15 protein-coding genes are annotated in these 22679 nt (G+C 36.2%); 9 read left to right on the forward strand and 6 right to left on the reverse strand.

Annotation, left to right across the window (positions count from 1 at the left end; all coding sequences use genetic code 11):
- Positions 1-55: 55 nt before the first annotated feature.
- Positions 56-2203, forward strand: coding sequence for an alginate lyase family protein (locus ACN0TV_RS02060; RefSeq protein WP_417359619.1), 2148 nt, complete (start codon positions 56-58; stop codon positions 2201-2203).
- Here ACN0TV_RS02060 and ACN0TV_RS02065 read toward each other — a convergent pair.
- Both ACN0TV_RS02065 and ACN0TV_RS02070 read right to left on the reverse strand, forming a co-directional pair.
- Positions 2195-2344, reverse strand: a complete 150-nt coding sequence (locus ACN0TV_RS02065) for a DUF6398 domain-containing protein (protein ID WP_417359620.1) — start codon at positions 2342-2344, stop codon at positions 2195-2197. The genes ACN0TV_RS02060 and ACN0TV_RS02065 overlap by 9 nt on opposite strands.
- Before the next feature lie 191 nt (positions 2345-2535).
- Positions 2536-3036: a hypothetical protein gene (locus ACN0TV_RS02070; RefSeq protein WP_417359622.1), complete on the reverse strand. Its 501-nt coding sequence runs from the start codon at positions 3034-3036 to the stop codon at positions 2536-2538.
- Positions 3037-3235: 199 nt separating this feature from the next.
- Between ACN0TV_RS02070 and ACN0TV_RS02075 the strand changes: the two genes are divergently transcribed.
- Positions 3236-4192, forward strand: a complete 957-nt coding sequence (locus ACN0TV_RS02075; RefSeq protein ID WP_417359624.1) for an acyltransferase family protein — start codon at positions 3236-3238, stop codon at positions 4190-4192.
- A 35-nt stretch (positions 4193-4227) separates the two neighbouring features.
- Here ACN0TV_RS02075 and ACN0TV_RS02080 read toward each other — a convergent pair whose 3' ends face one another.
- Positions 4228-6501: a hypothetical protein gene (locus ACN0TV_RS02080; protein WP_417359626.1), complete on the reverse strand. Its 2274-nt coding sequence runs from the start codon at positions 6499-6501 to the stop codon at positions 4228-4230.
- Between the two features lie 372 nt (positions 6502-6873).
- Here ACN0TV_RS02080 and ACN0TV_RS02085 point away from each other — a divergent pair, with 372 nt between their 5' ends.
- The 5 genes from ACN0TV_RS02085 (at position 6874) to ACN0TV_RS02105 (ending at position 12875) form a co-directional block, all read left to right on the forward strand.
- Entirely contained in the window at positions 6874-8280 is a 1407-nt protein-coding gene (locus ACN0TV_RS02085; RefSeq protein ID WP_417359628.1) for a sulfatase-like hydrolase/transferase, read from the forward strand.
- 526 nt (positions 8281-8806) lie between these two features.
- Positions 8807-10873 carry a tetratricopeptide repeat-containing sensor histidine kinase gene (locus tag ACN0TV_RS02090; RefSeq protein ID WP_417359630.1) on the forward strand — a complete coding sequence of 689 codons (2067 nt, stop codon included), beginning with the start codon at positions 8807-8809 and terminating at the stop codon, positions 10871-10873.
- Complete coding sequence (locus ACN0TV_RS02095; protein ID WP_417359632.1) at positions 10870-11535, forward strand: response regulator; 666 nt, start codon at positions 10870-10872, stop codon at positions 11533-11535. The genes ACN0TV_RS02090 and ACN0TV_RS02095 overlap by 4 nt, the downstream gene beginning before the upstream one ends.
- A gap of 409 nt (positions 11536-11944) precedes the next feature.
- Entirely contained in the window at positions 11945-12412 is a 468-nt protein-coding gene (locus ACN0TV_RS02100; RefSeq protein WP_417359634.1) for a MauE/DoxX family redox-associated membrane protein, read from the forward strand.
- 163 nt (positions 12413-12575) lie between these two features.
- Positions 12576-12875 (forward strand): DUF6520 family protein, encoded by a 300-nt coding sequence (locus ACN0TV_RS02105; RefSeq protein ID WP_417359636.1) that lies wholly within the window; start codon positions 12576-12578, stop codon positions 12873-12875.
- 103 nt (positions 12876-12978) lie between these two features.
- Here the strand turns inward: ACN0TV_RS02105 and ACN0TV_RS02110 are convergent, their stop codons facing one another.
- From ACN0TV_RS02110 to ACN0TV_RS02120, 3 genes are all read right to left on the reverse strand, one after another.
- Positions 12979-15795 (reverse strand): insulinase family protein, encoded by a 2817-nt coding sequence (locus tag ACN0TV_RS02110; RefSeq protein WP_417359638.1) that lies wholly within the window; start codon positions 15793-15795, stop codon positions 12979-12981.
- A gap of 127 nt (positions 15796-15922) precedes the next feature.
- Positions 15923-17326, reverse strand: coding sequence for a RagB/SusD family nutrient uptake outer membrane protein (locus tag ACN0TV_RS02115; protein ID WP_417359639.1), 1404 nt, complete (start codon positions 17324-17326; stop codon positions 15923-15925).
- Between the two features lie 11 nt (positions 17327-17337).
- A complete protein-coding gene (locus ACN0TV_RS02120; protein WP_417359641.1) occupies positions 17338-20397 on the reverse strand; it encodes a SusC/RagA family TonB-linked outer membrane protein in 3060 nt (1019 codons plus the stop codon).
- Positions 20398-21528: 1131 nt separating this feature from the next.
- Here ACN0TV_RS02120 and ACN0TV_RS02125 point away from each other — a divergent pair.
- Positions 21529-21921, forward strand: coding sequence for an XRE family transcriptional regulator (locus tag ACN0TV_RS02125; protein ID WP_417359643.1), 393 nt, complete (start codon positions 21529-21531; stop codon positions 21919-21921).
- A gap of 245 nt (positions 21922-22166) precedes the next feature.
- A complete protein-coding gene (locus ACN0TV_RS02130; protein ID WP_417359645.1) occupies positions 22167-22565 on the forward strand; it encodes a helix-turn-helix domain-containing protein in 399 nt (132 codons plus the stop codon).
- Positions 22566-22679: the final 114 nt, after the last annotated feature.

Raw genomic sequence — 22679 nt, forward strand, 5'->3', positions numbered from 1 at the left:
ATCGTTCTTTTTTTAAGGAATCTTAAGACATTTTAATCAATAAATACGCGACCAAATGAAGAATTATATTGCACTGATTTTAGTGTTGCTTACTGTCTTGGAAGTTAAAGCACAAGCAATGGATGTTATGGGGAAATTGGATTTTGATAACCCCAGACTTAAACAAGTGAAAATGTGGCATGACAGCGGTAATGTCAAGGAGGCAAAAAAGACGCTTTTGAAATATTACAGGGAGAAAGAAAATCTTTACCTAAGTGTTGACAAAAACGATATAGTTTATATAAGAAATAATTTTCCTGAAAAAGTGGCGAGTTCAATTCGTGTGGCGGATCAAGTACGACGGAAATATTTCTTATTCCGTTATGAGTGGGATATGGAGAAGACGATTGTTCCTTATACGTTTACAAAAGAAATAGATTGGCACCTAAATCCTTTTGGTGACCCCGAATGGACCTTTATGTTAAATCGTCACCGTTTTTGGATCGACTTGGGAAAAGCATATATGCTGACCGGAAAGGAAAAATATGCTAAAGAATTTGTGGATCAGGTAACACATTGGATAGTAAATAACCCTATTACTGATGAAACTAAGCGGACTAGTTGGAGAAGGATTGAAGCAGGAATCCGTATTGAAAACTGGGTGAAAAGTTTTGAATATGTAAAACATTCCAAGTACGTCACTCCCGATTTTCTTGAAATGTTCTTAAGTAGTATGGTTGAGCATGCAGCGTATATTGATAGCGGTTTTAATAGGCATTCTCAAATTAGTAACTGGGGCGTACTAGAATTTAACGGGCTCTTTACAGCAGCAGTTTTTTTGTCCGAATTTAAACAAAGCGAAGAATGGAAGAAAAGCGCTATTGAAAAGCTGGATACATGTATCCGGAATCAAATATTGGATGATGGCACTCAATGGGAGCAGTCTCCCATGTACCACAATGAGGTGATGCATTGTTATTTGAACGTGGTGTTATTGTCTAAACGAGCAAGGATTGAACTTCCAAGAAGCATTCTTGATCGGACGCTTCAAATGGCTTATGCCAATGTTGCGTGGCAAAAGCCTAATTATAATGAACCTCTGCTGGGTGATAGTGACGACAATGATTTGAGGGGTTTACTTACTATGGCAGCGATTCTTTCTAAGGATGAGCTATTGAAGTTCAGAGCTTATGATCAGCTTGATTACGAGAATTATTTCCTTTTCGGAGATACTTCAAACCAAAGTTATCAGCAATTGCCAATGAAGCAACCTGATTTTTTATCGGCATACCAATTCAATGCAGGCGATCTTTATTCAAGATCCTCATGGGAAGAAGACGCATTTTATAGCAGTTTTCATATGAGAAGAATTGGTGGCGGGCACTCACACGATGATTTATTGCACTTCACTTTATTTGCATACGGTAAGGATTATCTGGTAGATGGCGGTCGTTATACCTATGTTGGCAGTAGTGAATGGCGTAAGTACTTTAAGTCTAATACGGCTCATAATACTCTTGGGGTTGATGGACTAACGAATTCTGTTTATAGCGGTTCGTGGAGCAACTCGTTCGAGGCAAAGTCCGAAGGGGCCTATGTCGTGATTGAAGACGATTTTGACTATGCGGAGGTCTTTAATAAGGCGTACCTGCGTCTGGACGACCCGGTGCTTATAAAAAGAAGGGTGTTGTATCTTAAACCGGATATTTGGTTGTTGATTGACAGTTTTGAAGCTGAAAATGAACATCAGTATTCGCAGTACTTCAATTTTGCCGATAAACGAGTGAAGATTCAAGAAGGCGGACTCACCACTACATTCGACACGAATAACCTTAGAATTCAACCATTCAAAGAGGCAGGAATAACCTTAATCGATGCTTGGTACTCACCAGATTATAATTACAAGGAAGAAATTACTAGGGCAGAGCTGTCAAAAAAGGCGACAGGTTTCCATTCTTTTATCACCTTGTTGTATTTCCCGGAAAATAATAAAGTGGAATTCGAAAACATTCCTATATTGAATAGGAATGGCAGGAAGCTTGCCGATAATGAAGCGGAAGCTGTTCGTTTGAAAGTAAATGAAAAAGAGTATATTTTATTAGTATCACATGATATAGCTAACCGTTTATCCACTCATAAGATTGTTGACGATCAGATTGTGACAGGTGAGGTGGTGCTTATTGAACGAGTGGATGGAGAACAAAAGATCAAAGTATTAAAATAGAAAGTCAATACACCATAAATCAAACTTCTTTTTAATCATTGCAGATTTATTATCTACTGTGGTGGCTTTGGCACTAAAATACTCATGGATTTCTTTGGATGGCATATAGGGCAGAAAAGACGTATCAAACGTGAAGTTCAAGGTTCCAACAATCTATATTACCGATGCAGCTCAAAAAAAACATGCGAGCCGACTAGATTAACAGTAAATAGTTTCGTTATTGTCTAGTACAGATGTCTGATATTCACTTAGTTAAAGGTCTTTTGTATTAGGTAAAAATATGCTAATTCTATTTTATTTTTTCATCTGCTTTGATTAACCTAACAAACCTTCTAACGCGCTTCAAAGCACTGAATAAAGCTCAGGATGCCGATGAGGACTAATCCTTTATTTTCTGGATTCATAGCCATCAGTGCTGGTTGATTATTGAATCGTAAATGTACAGCTGTCCATAATGATTTGGACTTGAGATTTTGCAATTCTCGGCGGTATATTTCGTCTCTGGAGGTTTCGGATTCTCCCTCACTATAATGAAGCATTTGCATAATTTTATGTTGAACTTTCTCAAACTTAGTTTGGGTTACTTTCTCTTTGGGAAGGTTCCGGTTTAACTTAAAATATTCCCATACTAGAAAATAAACTTTCATTATATCTTCCAGCTCCACCATGGAAATATCTTTCCTATAACCTAACAGGACTGTTAAGAAGAAAGGTTGTTGCTTATAGATTTGATCAGAAACCTTATTTGCATATGCCGCATTTATATGGTCTATCTTTTTTATCAGCTTTGCCATTTCAGCGGTTTCTTTATAATCGTTTTCAGTATAGGTCATTTATTTACGTAATTCGTTGCGGTTTCGGGTCTACTTGCCAAGTGCTGTTGGAGCATATAGTGCCGGACTAAAGAGTGCTGCAAGTATATAAAAATAAAATTCTAACTGAAATTCTAAATTTATTTTTGAATTTCATATAACTTTTGAAGATTAGAACGTTGTATCCTGTGTAAGTTATCAACCAGTAATACAGGCTTAAATGCGATTAAGAAATATTGACTTATTCAAGGGAGTACTCATTTTATTAGTCATTTTGGGACATATGATTCCCGAGGCTATTGACAATTCATTCTGGAGAACCATCATTTACAGTTTCCATATGCCACTATTTATCGGTATCAGCGGCTTTTTATTCAATGCCGATAAAATGGTAAAATTCAATTTATTTCAGCTGATTAGTAAATACCGATTTAGGGTCATCTTACCCTGGGGAATAGCTGTTGTCGGATATTTTATTTATAATACATTGGAAACCCTAAACTTTAGTGGTTTTGAACTCGTAAAGGCAGTAGTATATCCTTTCTATCATTTATGGTTTATACCTGCCTTTTTAAGCTGGGTAGTGATTACTTGGTTATTCAAGAAAACAGGAATACAACATAATGTTATGCTTGCGATCGCATTTGTAATTTCAGTTGTATCACTTACACTGAGTTACTATCCCGAACTGTATCAAGAGTATCGGATTATCAATGCCGGAATTAAGCTGGTACTTCATACGTTTCGGCCTTATTTCTTATTCTTTTTTGTTCTTGGATTTGTATTAAAACATAAAGAGCTAAAGCGTCCAGGGTGGTTGCTCTACTTATTGCCTTTACTGGGATTGTGTATGGCGGGGTATTTGTTTTACAATCCCGTAAAAGTACTGTCTATTTTTAATTTCTATTTTTTAAATATTGTTCTGCTTATTCTGGCAGTACAAGTAGCTTCCAAAAGTATGATTCGGGAAGTTCAATCCATGGAATGGATAGGTGTTCATTCGTTGGCAATTTACCTATGGCATGTGCTTCCAATTTTCATTGCAAAGTATGTAGTGGGTGTTGATAATCTTTGGTTGTATTATGGAACAGCCGTGTGTTTGGAGATTATATTTGGGTTAACCTATAAATATGTATTGCGATACCCGTTTCTGAGGAAGTATGTTTTTGGAATGTGATGTTGAAAAATTTGAATAATTAAGGCTATTAATCTTTATTCATCAAATGGCAAAACGTCCTCTATATTGTTCACAACACCTTGTTCCCTGTATGAATTTTCAATGTTAAGTTGAACCATTTTAATCCCTTTCTTCCAAACTATATTAAACACAAAGAAGATATAGAGTTGAACCTGACTCCCTAAATCAAGCTCATTCCCTTTTGAATTCCATCTTTTTCTAACCTCTTCATTTCCAGCATCATTTAAGTCTAAAATTGAGGTATAAATCTTATATGTAGGATTCATTATTTTTACTTTGTCTTCCATTACTTCATCTTCAATTACATTTATATCAACATACTCAAGTCTTGGCAAATCATCTTCCCTGAGGATAAATATTAAATTTTGGTGCTTAGAAGAAGGGATTCTAATAACCTTTTTTTCAAACTCTTTCAATAAAGTACTATTAATTATTTGATTTATTACAACGATTACGTGCTTATTCTTATCAAATTTTAATCTTTTTAATGCCTTGGGAATATCGTCTTCTTTCAATAAATAACGAGCTGAACGAGAACTGAAAAACGAACTTGGTATCAACGCATTTACCCTGTTTCGTACTATCCAATCAGCCATAAAACTATGGTAATTCATATGTTGAACACCTTCATCTGTAAACGGAGATTTTGAATAAAGCTCAATTATCCTTCCATCAACCCTAAACCTCATCAGGTCTTCCTTTTCAGAAAAGTTATTCTTATTGATAATTTTCTCATATTTATCCATTGCATCACTCAGAATACTATTTGTAGTATATTCGAAATTTTGCACCTTGTCGGGAGATAATATGGCAGCCACTTGAGTATAATTTATATTATCAGTTATTCTTTCTTTTAGTTCTTCAACAAAGGTTGAAATTTCCTCCCCTTTACTATTTAATAACTCCTTGAAATTTAATTCTTCAAGTAAACATTTATTTTCAAACACCTTATTTACGGTTTCTACAAACAATGGTATGTTCTGCTCCCATTTTCTCAAGTGGAAATCATCTTCACGCGTTAAGTCCGGTGGAGCGATGTACCTTTCATTCAAATAATAAGAATGCAATCCAAATAACCTTATAAATAATACGACGATATATTTTAGTGTCCAATTAATTATTTCGTCATTAGCACCCAATCCTTCTAATCCTTTAAATGAATATTTAGTACACAGTGGATCTCTAAAATGCCTATCATTATCATTGAAATAGTTAAACCATTTAAAGACCTCATTCATGTTATTAGGAAGTAACACATAAACGGGAGGGGTGTTCTGGGTATATTTAAAAAACTTATTTAATACCTCATAGTTTTTTTCGTACATCATCATTCCTCCTAATACATAATGAAACTCTAAAAAGCGTTCTCTCTGTTCATCTCTTTCCTTAATTGCATTTTTATTCACAACTTCAACAACACTCCTATTCACAAATAATTCATCCTGGAAAGGACTCAATCGGTACTGAAAATATTGATGTGAATTAGACCAAAACATCATTAAAAAATCTTCTCGATTTCTTATTAAATTAATGTTTCTCCATAGCCATTGATATGACTTTACAGAAATTTTCAATTCCTTAAAATCTTCCCCAAGCAGCCATGCTCCGCTTATAGCTCTGTGTTCAATTGATTTATATTCAAAATTATCTATTCCATTAACTGTGTAAATTAGTTTATTAATAATAAAATACAAATCATCTGGGTATTCTACAGGAGTTTCAGTACTATGATTTTCTCGATATTTAGAAAACTCTTCAGAGTAAAAGTCTATCAACTCTTCCTCTATCTTCTCTACCTGATTTTTTACTCCATATATTGCAAATTCATTAATTGTTTTTAAAGTAAACTCACTACTAATAAGTCGATTATGATGCTTTTTTAATAGTAGCCCCCATATTGGAATAAACATTCCATTATACTTTGCAATCTGCTTTAACCAAATCACAAAAGTAGCAATGAGTATTACTGTCAAAGAAAAAGTTAAAAACTTTGCAGAGTTATTAATAAAAAAATTGTCCCAGCCAAAAAATGGCTTTATTGGGAAAATTAGAAACACAAAAGAGAGAATTGTACTTGTCAGAATAAATTCAAAGTAACTTATTCTATAACTTGTTTTTGGGAACCTCATCTCTTTTTGAAAAAATTCCGTCTTAAAAATTTCAGCTAAATAATGAGAGTTATATTTATCTCCAATGTTAGAAGTCTTATCAATTATTATCGGGTAAGCGATACCCAATATGGCAATATCAATTGCAACGCAAATTTCAACAATGTGATTTATAATCATGACTAATAGGTGTGTTCTAATTTAGGTCACAATAAATATATTGATTTTAACTCAGTTTAGAACATTTTCATCACTTTTACGCAATATAATTATCGTTATATTTATATTATGTTGCTACTATAAGGTGCGATAATCTTTCTCTGGATTTATTTTTTAGCGAACTTCTCTAATGGATATACCAAGATGATGTGATTTTTTTTCGTCAATTTTTTATGATAGTTTGAACTACCAATAATCTATACTAACCAATACATCACTGCATTATTTTATCCAATAATAAGGCAACACGATGCTTATGTTTCTGTATCCTATTTCTGAATACATTGTAAATAGGAAAAAGAATGATTAATTTTCAGCATGAAAACTATGAAAATGAAACCAAAAAGCTTTAGACTTATTGTTATATACCTCTGCTTAGGCATTGTTCCTTTTTTACTTATGGGAAACAAGGTAAATGAAAAGGATCCTTCTAAGCCCAATGTAGTTTTAATCTTCCTAGACGATGGCGCCTTTGAAGATTTTGCTCCTTTCGGGAATCCTCCATACCCGACTCCGAATGTTGAGGTTTTGGCAAAAGAAGGGCGTAGTTTCTATAACTTTTATGTACCTCAATCAATTTGTTCAGCTTCCCGGGCAGTGTTGATGACCGGCAGTTATCCGGGCCGCACTAAAGTTTTTGGAGCACATGGACCCGGAGACCCCGGGCTTGATCTGCAGTTTGCTACAATGGGGGAGGTACTTCAGGAGAATGGTTATAAAACTGGGATTTTTGGAAAGTGGCATTTGGGTGATAAACCAGGCCATAGATCCCATGACCGGGGTTTTCAGGAATCTTCAGGTTTGATGTATTCCCATGATATGTGGGCAGGACATCCGGAAGATCCAAAGTACTGGGGGCAATGGCCTCTGCAGTATTGGAAAAACGGTAAGGTTGTCATTGATAGTATGACTGCAGAAGATCAAAAAAAGCTTACCGGTTGGTACACTGAAGATGCAGTAAACTTTATAGACAAACATAAGGACGAACCTTTCTTTCTTTATTTGCCTCATTCCATGCCGCATGTTCCGCTTTTTGGCAGCGATACATTTAAAGGTAAATCCGGAACAGGAACATACGGTGATGTTATTATGGAACTAGATTGGTCCGTAGGACAGGTCAACCAGGCAATTAAAAGAAATGGTCTGGAGGAGAACACCATTTTTATTTTTATAGCTTCAGATAATGGTCCCTGGCTTTCCTATGGGGATCATTCAGGTATAACTCCTTTTCGGGAAGGTAAAGGAACTATTTTTGACGGAGGGGTTCGCAATCCCCTGATCATAAAATATCCCAAACAAATAAAAAGCGGTACCATATCTAGAAAAACATTCAGCTCTGTGGATATTCTACCTACTGTATGCGGGCTTACAAGCAGCTCCCTTCCGGAAAATGAGATTGACGGAAAAGATGTTTGGGATTTGATTTTAGACACCCCCGGTGCTAAAAACCAACATCAGTATTATCCATTTTCTAACAATACAAATTTTCAAGGTATAATAAGTAGCGACGGAAGATGGAAATTGCATTTAAAACATCCTTATCGTACACTATCCAAAGCAGGTGTTGGAGGTGAGGCAGGTAAGTATATTCAAAAGGAGATCGATACAAGTTTGTTTGATCTTCTCCATGATCCTTATGAAAAAGGGAATGTTATAGACAGCTATCCTGAAAAGGCAAAGGAACTTCTGGAATTAGCTGCTGAACATAAGCGGAAGTTTTTTACTGAAAAAACCAATTAATACTAATCTCAGGCTAACCTTTGTTTATAGTGTTTTACTTTAAACAAATAGGATATAAGAGGAGGACTTCCTTGGCGAGTTTTTTTGGGATTGGTATTTTTCCTACTGAAAATATTGGGGTTGTGTTTTCGGCTTAAGAACTCGAATTTCAATGCCTAAATAGTTTAAAGTACAAAAGATGTCAATTCTGCTTATTAAGTGATATTTGATTGTATATGATTGGTTTGTAATGTTCAAAGGGAACTATTCAATTCAGGTATATTTTTTAGCCAAAATGAGGAGAATCAATTAAAAAGATGATTTCGTTTTATCAAAATACCCAGTCTTCGCTTTTTAATGGTTATGTGACGAGAACGTTGAAATTACTGTAAAATAATTCAAATTGTAATCCGGACAATGTGTGTTTCATCGATTTTAAAGGGTTTTAATCCAATGATTTAGCGTTTAGTGTTGAAGTTTTTATTATGTTTAAGGTTCATTTATCTTAAAGAACCCTCTTAATCTAGCTGCTGCTTTTTTCTAAAAAATGAAAAAAACTACGGTAAAATATCGGATTGCTGTACTTCTTTTTGGTATACTTCTGATAGTACTTTTTAACCGTTGTCAAAAGACTTCCCATAAATCCGATCAGATATACACCGCTACAGAGGCCAAAGCTGCTATGCTAATTTCCAAAGCAAAGTCAAATCACTCTGATTCCACTGTTATATACTTAAAAGAGGCTTTTGGGCTTGTTGATAAGCTAGAGCAGGATTCTACTGCGGGGAAGTATCTTGAGAAGATTACAGCTCAAGCAATATTGTTAAAGGACTCCGTCCTTTTTAATAAGGCCAATGCCAAAGCCATGGCGCTTGCCAAAAAGACGGGGGATACGTTAAGAATGGGACTTGCGCATTGGAACTATGGCATTTGGTATCTTAATGAGGAGCGCTTTGACAGTGCGTATTATCAGTATAACAAAGCCCAACATCATTTTGAAAACCAAGGACATTCGTATTACGCCGGAAAGATGCATTATAGTAAAGCCTCTATCCTTTGCCGTAACAAATATTATACAGGAGCTGAAGTGGAAGTGTTTAGGGCGATAAAGTTATTTGAGCCCAATAAAAACTATAAACAGCTTTACCTGTGTTATAATCTTCTAGGGATCATCTATAATGAATTAAAGGAATATGAAAATGCGATTGACGCTTATACTAAAGGTTTAGGGTATTTAAAAAACGTGAAAGACCCCGGTCTTTATCGTGATCACACCCTAAACAATGTCGGAGTCCTCTATCATAAGTCCGGAGACTATCAAAATGCTATTTCTTATTTTGATAGGGCACTGGAGGATCCAAGGGTACAAAAAACGAATAAAGCGCTTTATGCCCGATTATTAGATAATAAGGCTTATAGCCGACTAAAACTTAAAGATACCACAGGACTTTATACCGAGTTTAATAGGGTTTTAAAGATCAGGGATAGTTTGGAATCCAAATTGGGTGTAATAACAAGCAAGCACCACCTGGCTTGGTATCGTGCTTATGCAGGGGATACCATAAGGGCAATGCAATTGGCAAATGAATCGTATCAATTGGCAAAGTCAATTCAAGGCAATAGTGATGTGTTTGATAACTTAGAATTACTTGCTGCAATTGATCCTTCGAATGATGCGGGGTACCTAAACGAGCATATTGCATTAAAGGATAAGTTAATTGATTACGAGCGCCAAACCCGCAATAAGTTTATAGCGATCCAATATGAGACTCAGAAATATAAACAACAGACTGCGAAGCTTGCTAAAATAAATGTCTGGATGTATATTTTTTCTACTTTGTTACTTTTAGTACTGATAATTTTATTTATGCATTACCGACAGCGTGTTCAATACAAGCAGTTACAATTAGAAGTCGCCCAGCAAAAAGCTGCTGGGGAATCATATCTTTCATTAAACAAACAATTGGAGAAATACGAAGAGGGCAGAGAAGAGGAGCGCCTTCGAATTTCAAAAATGCTTCATGATGGTATCCTTCCTAAGTTATATGCCATTCGGACGGGTTGGAATGATTTGAATCTCGAGGGGGACACTGAAAGCTTAGCAAAGCATGTGGAATATATCGAGGCACTAGAACAAATAGAAAACCAGATACGGGATGCTTCTCATGCTTTAAGAGCCAGTAGTATTTTCGCACCTGTAAATTTTACAGCTGTTATTGCAGATCTTGCAAAAGAAAGAGCTGTCACCGGAAAATTTAAGCTTACCATGGCTGCCGATAAGGAGATTGATTGGTCGTATTATGAGGACATTACTAAAGTGGATATTTACTACTGCATCAGCGAGGCTTTACATAACTGCATTAAACACTCCAAGGCGACAAAGGTTATTTTAAAGTTGAAGACTCAGGGACAGTATTTATTGGTAACCATTGCGGATAATGGGGTAGGGATAACTAAAAAACGAGGCAAAGGTATTGGCCTTAAAAACCTCCAATCCACCATCGATGAACTGAAAGGAAAATTCACTATTGAATCTACCGCGGATAAAGGAACTACGCTAGTTATGACCATTCCTTACCCAACATCAACCAACTTAAACTCAAACCTTTCATGAAAAAACACTACAAAACCCTTATTGTGGATGATCATGCCCTTTTAGCAGAAGGAATCGTAAGAACTTTAATGAAAATTAGTAATTCTACCGGTTCTGAATTTAATACCCATAGTGTTCATAATTTGGGTGATGCCTTAGCTGCATTGAAAACAAAGCCTTCGTTTGACTTGGTATTTTTGGATATAAACTTGGAGCCGCAGCCTGAAATAGGAATGTATTCAGGAGAGGATCTCGGAGTGGAGATACGCAAGCGTTATCCCGGAACTCTTATAATTGTTTCCACTATTTATAACGACTTTGCCCGAATTAAAAATATTTTTGGTAATGTTAAACCTGACGGTTTCTTAGTGAAAGGTGATTTGAACGGGAAAAAGATTGTCAGTGCGATTAAAGATGTACTCAATGAAACTCCTTTTTTCAGTAAAACTGTTTTAAAATGTTTATCCAATAATTTGGATACCGATATTAGGATTGCCAGTCTGGATCGACAATTACTTTTTGAACTTGAGAAGGGGCTTACAATGGAGAAAATTGCAGAGAATCTTTTAGTTTCGAGAACTACTGTTTTCAACTGGAAAGGGAAACTAAAAATTATTTTTGGAGTTGAAGGTGGCAGTGATAAGGATTTATTGGATAAAGCTCGTGAATTGAACTTTATATAAAGATGACTTTTATCTTCACAGAATCTCTCATCTGTAAATCTATAATTCTACCCATAAATAGGTCGTTTTAAATTTTTAATTTCTACCCAGGAAGTTAGATCGTACTTCTAGCAATTTTGTTTGGATCGTTGAAAGATACTTTACGGCAGGCCTTTTAAATAGTATCTTATCAAGTATCCATGATATAGATTTCCAAACTTACAACCACAATTTTATATGAAAAGGCGTAAAAAAAAGTTTAGTGTGCGCATTTCGTTCGACTGATCTGTACTCAGAGTACAGCTTTTCTTGTACTGAGAGTCCAGTTTTTTTGTACTAAGAGTACAACATTTCTGTACTGAGAGTACAGCACTTTTTAAAAATCATTACCTAGCTTTAACTTGTTTGAAATCAACAAATTATATAGGTCATGAAGTTGGGTAAAAAATATAGCGGAATTATTATAGAGATCATACGTTTTCTCTTTATAGTGTTGTTTGTGTATGCAGGGCTTACTAAACTAATGGAAGGGGATCGCTTTTTTAATAATCTGAATAACTCTCCAATTTTACCTGGTGGTGCAACAGCTTATATTTTGAGTTGGGGAGTTCCAACCTTGGAAATTGTTTTAGCCTTTTTTGTGGCTTGGCCAAGAAGCAGGCTTAAAGGATTGTACGGAGCCCTTGGACTAATGATTTTGTTTACACTCTATGTTGCAGGGATTGTATTTTTTAGCCCATACACCCCTTGTTCTTGTGGAGGAGTATTGACACTGTTGACCTGGCCACAGCATCTGATAGTTAATATAAGTTTTGTCTTATTAGCGGTATTGGCAATACGATTATACCACAGAAGGAAATTGTCAAATGTTGAACTATTTCATGATAAGGTGGAATAGGAGGCAAAGCCCTTATTCAGGTAATAACCTACTTAATGAATTAAAATTTAAACCTAATTTCTTTAGGTATCAAGATATTTTGTTGCGCAACAAAAGCAGGGAAGACCAGCCGAAAACCTATCCAGAAGTAGGCAAAATTATTAATCATGTAAATAATAAAATCATGAAAAATATCAAATTAATTTTACCGATGTTGGCCTTTGTATTGGCTATCGGTATGTCGTTTGCGTTTACAAGTGAAGCGCCAGATGATCTAGTAATTCTAATTGATGGAGTTAAGTATCAATCTCCTATTGATTGTCAGGGGGATGGACAAAACTGTACAACTTGGATCTCTAAAGATGGTAACGTAATGGAAGTTCAAGTGGAAAGGGAAACGGACCAGGGAACCTATGTTCCCGCGGCTACAGGTGTTCCAAGTACAATGGTGTTTGAATTTACTTCTTTGACTCCATTGAATTAATAAATGTTCATAATAACAATTAATGGTTATTACTAACGATAGGACACTCAAGTTTTTAAGTACATTTGACTTGAGTGTCTTATTCTATTTTACGCGTAATTTTCTATGGTATTACAAAATCTTTCTTACTCTCCTTTAATACAAACTCATATTGATGGATTTCATTTAGATATTTGGTGGCTACTTCTTTGATTTTTTCTGAAGTTAAAGAGCGGGCGTACTCCATGATTTTTTCTTTAAGTTTCGGAGTTGACATATATCTACCAAAAAAAAGCGGATCCTCCAAAACTATATCCTTTTCATCCATAGCTATTCCATGATCCTTGAGATCGATTATCATGGTTTTAATTTCCTTCCGAACCCATTGTAATTCGTCATCTAAAGCATCCACAAAAATAGTCAGGCTATATAAAGCATCTGCTTTCGAGTACCTCCCTTCAACTGTGTTATAATATACACTTGTCCCTTTTATAAAACGGAGTTCTTGATTGAACTTAGGTCCTAGGTAGATACGGATAATATCCATTGTAACTCTATCTTTCCAGTTATCCTCAGGGATCGGAACGATATAAGATAACATATAGGGAACGGTATAAAGTTTATAACCCGCTTTCATTTTATCCGCATAAAACGTATGGTAGATTGGACCTTTAGGTAATTCAATATCCATTTTATTAATATCATCCATATCTGAACAATTTACATTATTATCTGAAGGGAGATTTCCTAAATACTTTTGCAATAAGGGCAAAATCCGTTCTTTTTCGTATCTTCCTTTGACAACAAATGTAAAATCAGAAGCATTACCAAAAATAGTCTGATAACATTCCATGGTTTCTTCTAATTTAACATTTTGTTTTTGATAAAATTGTTCTGTACTTATCTGATTTGATGGTGCAAAGTCTCTAAAGTTTAATAACTTTGCAATGAAATTTTTCATATCAATTCTTGGAGATACTCCTCCATAAATTTCACCAAAATAGTGATCTTTTATTTGACTTCTCCATTGCGCGAATGCCGTAGAATCCTGCTGGGGTGATGTAAAATATAAATATACTAGTTGTAAATATTTTTCCAGATCTTCTAACTTTGATCTGGTGCTTACAGTCGAAGTGTTGCTCTTAATATGTAATTGTACAGGTTCTTCACTTGGGCGGAACTCTCTCCCTAATTTATTTCGTATTGAGTTCCTATTAAAGCTGCCTGCACCACTGAGTTTGACAATCTCTGCTGCACTGATTGCGGTATAATAGTCGTCTTCTGGAAAACAGGACGCTCCTCTTGGGCTGGTTCCACTAATAGAGATGCTTTCGGAAACATTGCCATTAAGTTCTTGCCAGTCAAGCATTAATTTCACCCCATTATCAAGTTCCAAAACCTCTAAGCCAGTATCTGGATCTATTCCTTTTTTTCGGTATTGCACCACTTTTAAGTTTTTTACTTCATTAGGGCTCATTAATGGAGAATTTTTCTCACCTACTGGTATTAATGTAGTTATATCAATAGTTTCGCTTAGACCTACAGGCGTCTTTATCGCTTCTTTAATCCAGCCCCGAACTTGATCTTCCGTATAGTCTAGTGCAGGGTGACCTGCAGACGCTGTGATATAGATATCATCGGGCATAACTGAAAAATTTTTATTCAAATAGGAGTTTATATCCTTCAAGGAAAGACTATTTGTCCAATGTTTGGTAATCGCTTTTTTATGTGCTGGCAAGATCTCACCATACACAAAATGGTTTTTCAGCTGATCTTCCCAATACACTGTGCTGCTGGTGTCCTTAGAAGTAATGCCATTTAGCATCCAATGTTTTTGCTCATCCCACTCCTGTTGTGTAAATCCATTTTCCCAAAGTTGTTGCAATGTGCTGGCTACCCGTTGGAGATTTTCCCGTTCTGTACCCGGTTTGTTTTCTATTGCTGGCATCCTAAAATATGGATAGTCTCTGTCAGGAAATACCGCATCTACAACATCACCTTTTTTAGGAGACCATGAAAGCATCCCCTTTTTTCTGAGTCGTTGGTAAATCATGCTATAGATGGCCTTATACAATTGTTCGTTAATCCATTTTTCTTTGGTATCTAGGACTTTATGGAATTCTTTTACTCGGAAAAATAAAGATATTTGAGAGCGGTTCTTATTCCAGTTGGAAAATCGGCTTAGTTCTACTCGTTCCACAGTTTTAAACCTTGGTGGAGAATTTAGGTAAAAAAAGCGCATATCAAAATCATCATTTTTTGCGGTCACTTTTGGAATTTTACCGTATAAAGCAATAAGTTGTTGTTCTAGATTATTGATATCTCGGATATTGCCAGTGATAACTAATCCCATACGGTCAGGACGGTACCAATGGCGGTAAAATTCACGTAAGGAGGAAACAGATATTCCTCCCATATCATAAGCCTTTATCCAATCTGTATAAGGAGTTTCTCCTTTACTATTAAATAATATAGCGGCATCCCTTATGCTTTTGTTAAAGAACCTGTTTAATTCAAACCCTTGTCCCTTATAGAAAGTTTCCTGCCTTACACAACGAGCCTCTCGTAAAACTACTGAATCTTTCAGATCCATATTGGAAATATTATAGAACCATTCTAAACGATCCTTTAAAGATATAGTATCAATGCTGTTAACGCTACTCCAATACGGAGTATACATACGAGCTGTCAAAGCAAATGTAGTATTCCCTGACTCTTTAAATGTTGCATCGTTTTCCGAGTAGTAGGATTTTAGATAACCCTCTATATATCCAAAATGCTCCATTAAATGGGAGTATTCATGGGTGTCCCATAGTCTTTCATTGAATCGTCCGACCTTTACATAAAATTGTAAGCTTATTTCATCTGTATCATTTGTCGGTTTTAAATAATATGTAAAACCATTTGGTAAATGCCCAACACGAATGCTTTTTTCCAACATAAAGGAATCCTTTGAATCATTCGCAGGGAGAGCATATGAATTAATTGGAAGTAAAATTAAACAAACTAATATAAGTAGACTTAAACGTATTAAATTTTTCATTGTATAAATAGATTGTGATATTTGATTAATTGCCATAACCATCATTCTGAGTTAAAAAAGGATTTTTTAAGCCTTCTTCTCCCGGGATAGGATATAAGGCGTCGGTTTCCTGCCAACTTGGATTATTACCAAATACAGTATTTACTTTACCCGTCCGTTTTAAATCCAGCCAGCGGTGTCCCCATTCGGCAAATAATTCACGTTTTCGTTCTGTCATTATTGAATCCAGCAATGCTTGCTTACTAATGCCGGGGTTACTCTCAGCAATTAAACCAATACCTGCTCTTTTTCGAATTTTATCCAGATCTGTAATGGCTTCTACCAGTTTATTTTGCATTGCGCGTGCTTCAGCACGTATCAGGTATTGCTCAGCCAGGCGCATTGTCGTGCTATACTGCAGAACCTCTCCATCATTATCAAACCAGTATTTTTCTGTAAAATAGGCGTGTTCGGTCTCGGTGTTGGCTTCCCCAATCCATAATCGCCGCAAATCTAAAGAATCTAAAGAGCTCACAAATTTATCAGAAAGTGCAGTATTACCTGTAATGGTGGTTCCGGTACCATTAACATGTAACGTAAAATAAGTAGCTTCTTCAGGTACAAAATTATTCACCCCATCCCGTGTAATTTGCCATATTGCTTCTTTACTATTTGCTCGAAAAACATTCTCTGGGTTAACCTCTAGACCATACAAACCAGTTCGATCGATTACTTTAGTGCTGAAAATCTCTGCATTTGACCAATCTTCCCGATAAAGGTATACCCGAGCTCTAAAGGCTTCGACTACACTCCGATTTACATAGTAGCGCTCGCCATCTTTATATTCCGTTTGTTTATTTAGCAGCAGAGCTGCCTCATCCAAATCGCTTTCAATATGTAACCATACTTCTTCTGTAGGATTACGAGGCGCCGTGGCATTAGTGTTATAGTCTGATGTAAGTAAAAGTGGCACTTCTCCGTAAAAATTGGTCAGGTAGAAGTAGGTGAAGGCCCGTATAAATAGAACCTGTCCACGAAGGTCGTTGCGTAAATCATCATTGATATTTGCATTTTCCAATCCTTCTAGGGCTCGGTTAGCGAGATAGATAATATTATATGCACTACTCCATATATTCTGATTGAATGATGAATCAGGAGTATTTATTGAAAACAGTTCATGTTGATCAAAGGGTAGAAAGGTGTCTGTTCTAGCAATTAATAGATCACCGCTCATTGCTCCTAGGAGTGAAACTCCATAAGTAGAAAAGTTCGCTACATACAGCTGATTGTATATTCCTTTAATAGCAGCAATGGTCGTTTTTTCTTTACTGTAGACATCTTCTGTTACCATTTGAAAATTGGGAGAATCGATATCCACAAAGTCTTCGCAGGATTGCAGACTATATAAAATAGACAAACCAGTAATCCAAAAATATATTTTATTCTTCATTGTATTTGAATTTAAAAGGTGAGTTGTAATCCGGTAGAGAACATGCGCAAAGGCGGTAAGGTTGCGACTCCTCCGCTTTCTACATTAAGCCCGGGGTAAGAAGTAAGCGTTAGCAGGTTCTGTGCGGTAAAAAACACATTCCACCCACTAATGCCCAATGGCCGAATCCATGATTCCGGCATACTGTAAACCAATGACAAATTTTTTAACCTTAAATATGAACCATCTACAATATTGTAGCCAGAATATATATAGTGACGGTATTGTGAACTATCAGTATTATCTGGGTTTAACTCTCTGTCTTTCCACATTTCATATTGTTCAAGGGGGTAGTTTCTAGTTGTGCTCCCTGGTAACGGGTAATACAAAGCAGTTGGTCTTTGGGCCTGTCTTTTTACAAAGTCCAATTGAATATCTAGCTTCCACTGCTTGTATGATAGACTATTGCGAAGCCCCCCGAAATATTTCCTAGAACGATTTTGAACATAAATACGATCTTTAATGTCAAGAATTCCATTTTTATCAACATCGGTAAACTCAAATTGTCCTGCCTCGTTTTTTCCGATATACTCAAATAGCAATGCAATATTTAAAGGGTGACCAACTCGGTATTGATTAGCATATGGAGTGAGCTCTATGTTTGGAAAATTCAATAACTCATTTTTCGGCAGGCTAAGGTTGAAAAAGATGTCCCAACGAAAATCCTTACTTGTAATAGGTGTTGTAGAAAACTCAACTTCCCACCCCGTATTTTGAACCGTTGCGGGTAAATTGGATTGTACACTGGAAAACCCGGTCATTAAAGGTAATGTATATCCTACTAGTTGATTTGAAGAACGGTTACGATACCAACTAAACCCCATATGGATTCGATCTTGTAAAAATCCAAGTTCCAAGGAAGCTTCCAGCTTTTTGTTTTTTTCCCATGCAAAATTATCATTATACAGTTGGGTAGGATACAGTCCTCCAGGGGCAGTTGTCGCCTGATAGCTATCGATATATTGATAGTCTCCGATTTGATCACTTCCTGTTACACCATAACTCCCTCTGAATTTAGCAAAGCTCAGCCATGGAATTCGTTCTTTGAACATGAGTTCTTCAGAGAAAATCCAGGCAGCACCTACGGCTCCAAAGTTGGAAAACCGTTTTCCAGGGCCAAAGCGTGAAGAACCATCCCGCCGACCTGTTAGGTTGATGTAATATTTTTGCTTCCAATTATAACCTATTCGCCCGAATATTGCTTGATATTTATATTCCTCTACCTTTCCTCCCAAACCAAGCCTAAAGTCTGCAGAGGAAATATCTCCGGATAAGGATTCATCCACAAATCCACGGCCATAGATATTTGAAGATGTATGTTGATTATTTTGAAAAGTAGAACCGATTAGGATATCTAATTCACCATGAAATATATTTGTTTCATAACTAATTTGAGGTTCTACAATCCAAGAAGTTCTCTCTGCATAATCAATGGACGTCGCAGTTTGGTTAATTCCCACTCCTCGTTGTGAAGGAGCAAAAAACAATAAGCTTTGTTTTGATACCGCATCCCTTCTATTAGTTGTATACCCTATACTTGCTTTAAAAGTTAACTCTTTTAAGATATTGTAAGATATTGTTAGATTGGAGATTGAATTACTAACCTTACCCTCAGTCATTTTGTATTTTGATCGTATCGGGTTATATATTGTCGAACTCCCCATCTTCTCCCACTCTTCCCAGTGGAGCGTGTGATCATCATTATATAATTTTGGTGCTATAGGAGGGTAGTAAATGGCATTCATTATATCGGCGGTGGGGGTCGATTGCGTTTTATCTATACCGTAATTTCCAGAAAATTGCAATTTCCATTTTTTATTATCTGATATATGGTTGATCTTAACCCCAAAAGTTAGTTTTTTATAACCAATATCAAGAGGGAATACAGTTCCTTGATCAGAATACCCACCAGTTAACCGAAATGAAGTATTACCATTTCCGCCGGATGCTGAAATATTTAAATTGGAAAATTCTGCGGTTCCACCTATAAGTTCATCCTGCCAATCAGTATACCTTGAATTATCCCAATTCAATAAATCTCGAGCAAAATGAAAATACAATGGATGGTCCACTCCAAATCCACTGTTATTTAGGTGGGCCTTACGAAAAGCAACATACTGCTCAGAGTTTAATAATTTTTCTCGTCGTTCAACCTGACCAATTCCGGAATACCACCTTGCCTGCACTTGGGTTTTTTGTTCATACATTCCGGCTTTCTTGGTAGTAATTAATACGACACCATTAGCTCCACGAGATCCATAAATCGCGGTTGCATCTGCATCTTTAAGCACCTCTATACTCTCAATATCCGAGAGATTTAAAGTACTTAGCGGATCGATTCCTATTCCGGGATTTATTAAATTTGAATGACCGCCTAGTGCAGTATAGTCATCTAAAGGTTCTGAATTTATAGGAACACCATCCACAATATATAAGGGATAGTTACCGTCATCGCGTAAGCTGTTTGTTCCTCTGATGCGTATTTTCGGAGCTGCACCCGGCATGCCGCTAAATTGATCAATTTGGACACCGGCCATTCTTCCCTGCAATGCTTCTAATGGACTTACTATGGGTTGGAGCTCTATTTCTTCAGCGGTTACTTTTGCAATACTACCTGTTCGTGCCCTCTCCGACACTGTATAATACCCTGCATTAACCGTGACTGCTTCCAGGGTTGTAATATCCTCCTCGAGAACTAGTGAAAGTTCCTCTGAAGTCCCCACTGTAACTTCAAGTTGTTTAAATCCGATATAGCTTAATATTAAAACATCGGTAGGGGCGGCATCCACGTAAAAGTAACCCTCTTTATCTGTGAAATTGCCATAAGAAGTCCCTTTGATTTCTACGTTCACTCCGGGAATCGGAATGCCGTTGGAATCAGTGACTTGCCCCTTAACCCGATGTTGGTAATCAGCTAATTCTAAAAAATTGATGGTTTTATTATTTCCGAATAGGGAATAGGTCCCAATAGAAAAGATGAGAAGGAGTACCAATAGTATACACCTATCCCTTAAGATATGTTTATTTTGCATAATGTTGTTCTAATAGCTTGTTTTTAGTTAATTATAAGAAGTCTGCCACCTGTCAAATGCACAGAAAATCCTATCCTTGTTAGATTAAATTAGAATGATGTTTGCCGTATTTTGCCACGTATATATCTTGGACCTTTAGGGTTGAATTTTGTAGTTTTCTCGGCGAAATTGGGCAAAACAAAGCGTGAGAAAACTTAATTTTTCTATTTTTTAAAAATTAGATTAGCACTCGAGTGCTTGGTGAAGAGTTGTATAGTGGAATGAATGCGGATGAAGGTAATTTCAAAAATCAGTAGATTTCCCGCTCCAAATCACAATATGATCGATTCTATATTGGGTTTCTCGGCTTTTTCCGAAATAATAGATACCAAGATGTTACTTGAATCTCTTTCAAATATTGAGAAGTAATTTCCTTGATTCGGAGGTGTATTAATACTTTAAAAAATGAAGAATTTCTAAAAACCGATCCTATGCTGCAAGACCTTAAAAAAACGACTTGCAAAAATGTTAAAAACGGGTTACATTCGTAATCAATGCGACTTGACGAAAAATGTGACCTTTTAATATCCTGAGGTAAACACGTGTGATTACCCAAACATAAGATCGGTACTACCCAACAGATACTGTCGGGAAGAGTTTTTTTATTTAAGTATGCATTAGAGTTTTTTGAAATAGATACGAGAGGTTGTGTCCAATTGGAATCACCAATGGGAATGTCCGCTGCAAGTCGGCTGCGGATAAAAGGTTTTGGCGGTATGGTAAACTTCGTTTTCATAATCATGTTGGTTATGTAAACGATGTGTACTCGATAAGCAAGCTTGTGAGGAGATTTGAGTGGTATAAGACCAGTACGCGCCCTCGCAACTTTAGTTCGTGGTTCCGCCGAACCCCCTCTCATCCTTGGAATCAAGGTTGCCACATAAGTTAACGAGGAACGCCATACTGGGATTATATCGCGAAGATAGTAAATTCCAGCAATAGGCGATCACTCGGTCAACTCGTGGCAATCTGGCGGATTTCGAACGAGTAAACATCGTATATCAAGGCTAATAGCCATTAATATCAAATCGCTAAGGCAAATATAAGAATAAAACTCAAAGTACCAAATATACGGTACATAAAAAATTATAGATGAAAGATGTTTTTGAAAGCTCAGCAATATACAGAATTGAGTACGAATTAATTTTAAACATTAAGGACTTTCGATTAAAACGAGGGTGGTCGCAAAGAACATTAAGTGGGAAAATGGGTTTTGCGGAAACGTTTGTTGGCAAATGCGAGGCAATAGATCAACCTGAGAAATATAACTTACGCCACTTACGTATTTTAAAAACGGTATTTGGATTTTCCTGCTTAGATGATTTGTTTCCAAATGGTTTGCCTGATGATGAATTAATAAAAGTTAAATACAAGAAGATACCCAAAGTAAAAAAGGATGGTACGATTTCGAAGTTATCTGACACTGTTGTTGTTGATATAGTGGTGGTTGAAGGAGGGACAAAGATAAAAAGTAATAAGGCGTAACCTACAATTATCCTTTAAAGCAAAAAGAATACTTCGAAAACCAAATTCTAGCTGAGTGTAGTAAATCTTATTATGTAAAGAAGGCATATTAAGCTCTAGACTGACAGATCTTGAAAAAACATTTGGAGTCGCTTATGGCTATAACTGTGGCAGATAGAACCTATATAAATCTTATTATCAATACTTTGAAGTGGTTGTTGTAACAAATTTAACAAACTAACACGTTGGTTTAAAATGTGGAAATAATGCCTAACGAAAAGACATTAATTAGAACTGAGTACAGGGAAATGAATCACTTGGACTATCTTCTTATTTTATATATTAGACAACTTCGGGAAGAAAGAGGATGGACTCAACAAGAATTAAGCGAAAGAATGGGCGTAACGAAAAGTTTTGTAGGTAACGTGGAGTCGTTTACCCAAAGGCATAAATATAGTATCAGGCATTTAACACTTATAGCAAAAGCATTTGAGTATAATTCTATATCAAAACTTTTTGATTTTCCTACGCCGGAACACGATAAGATACGTTTGATATTGAAAGTTACAACAGTCCTTAAAGAAAATGAAAAATCAAGAAGTAAAAGCGTCGAGGTTGTGAAGATTGTAGAAGGAGGAGCAAAGGTAAAAAGTAATAAGTTTTAAGCCGCGAAACCCTCCCTAGACGACCTATACAAAATTGCCGAACTTTTAAGAGAGTATATTAGAAACCTTTTACATGAGAGTGATTGGTCGAAGAGTAGGGCTCCCACGTACTCG

This window comes from Galbibacter sp. (genome assembly GCF_048266365.1).
Lineage (GTDB): Bacteria > Bacteroidota > Bacteroidia > Flavobacteriales > Flavobacteriaceae > Galbibacter.

Bases quoted from the DNA above. Each gene is read 5' to 3' on its own strand.
- ACN0TV_RS02090 (WP_417359630.1), top strand. From the start codon at position 8,807: ATGAAAAAAACTACGGTAAAATATCGGATTGCTGTACTTCTTTTTGGT.
- ACN0TV_RS02105 (WP_417359636.1), top strand. From the start codon at position 12,576: ATGAAAAATATCAAATTAATTTTACCGATGTTGGCCTTTGTATTGGCT.
- ACN0TV_RS02125 (WP_417359643.1), top strand. From the start codon at position 21,529: ATGAAAGATGTTTTTGAAAGCTCAGCAATATACAGAATTGAGTACGAA.
- ACN0TV_RS02115 (WP_417359639.1), bottom strand. From the start codon at position 17,326: ATGAAGAATAAAATATATTTTTGGATTACTGGTTTGTCTATTTTATAT.
- ACN0TV_RS02070 (WP_417359622.1), bottom strand. From the start codon at position 3,036: ATGACCTATACTGAAAACGATTATAAAGAAACCGCTGAAATGGCAAAG.
- ACN0TV_RS02100 (WP_417359634.1), top strand. From the start codon at position 11,945: ATGAAGTTGGGTAAAAAATATAGCGGAATTATTATAGAGATCATACGT.
- ACN0TV_RS02085 (WP_417359628.1), top strand. From the start codon at position 6,874: ATGAAACCAAAAAGCTTTAGACTTATTGTTATATACCTCTGCTTAGGC.
- ACN0TV_RS02080 (WP_417359626.1), bottom strand. From the start codon at position 6,501: ATGATTATAAATCACATTGTTGAAATTTGCGTTGCAATTGATATTGCC.
- ACN0TV_RS02060 (WP_417359619.1), top strand. From the start codon at position 56: ATGAAGAATTATATTGCACTGATTTTAGTGTTGCTTACTGTCTTGGAA.
- ACN0TV_RS02110 (WP_417359638.1), bottom strand. From the start codon at position 15,795: ATGTTGGAAAAAAGCATTCGTGTTGGGCATTTACCAAATGGTTTTACA.
- ACN0TV_RS02095 (WP_417359632.1), top strand. From the start codon at position 10,870: ATGAAAAAACACTACAAAACCCTTATTGTGGATGATCATGCCCTTTTA.
- ACN0TV_RS02130 (WP_417359645.1), top strand. From the start codon at position 22,167: ATGCCTAACGAAAAGACATTAATTAGAACTGAGTACAGGGAAATGAAT.
- ACN0TV_RS02120 (WP_417359641.1), bottom strand. From the start codon at position 20,397: ATGCAAAATAAACATATCTTAAGGGATAGGTGTATACTATTGGTACTC.
- ACN0TV_RS02075 (WP_417359624.1), top strand. From the start codon at position 3,236: ATGCGATTAAGAAATATTGACTTATTCAAGGGAGTACTCATTTTATTA.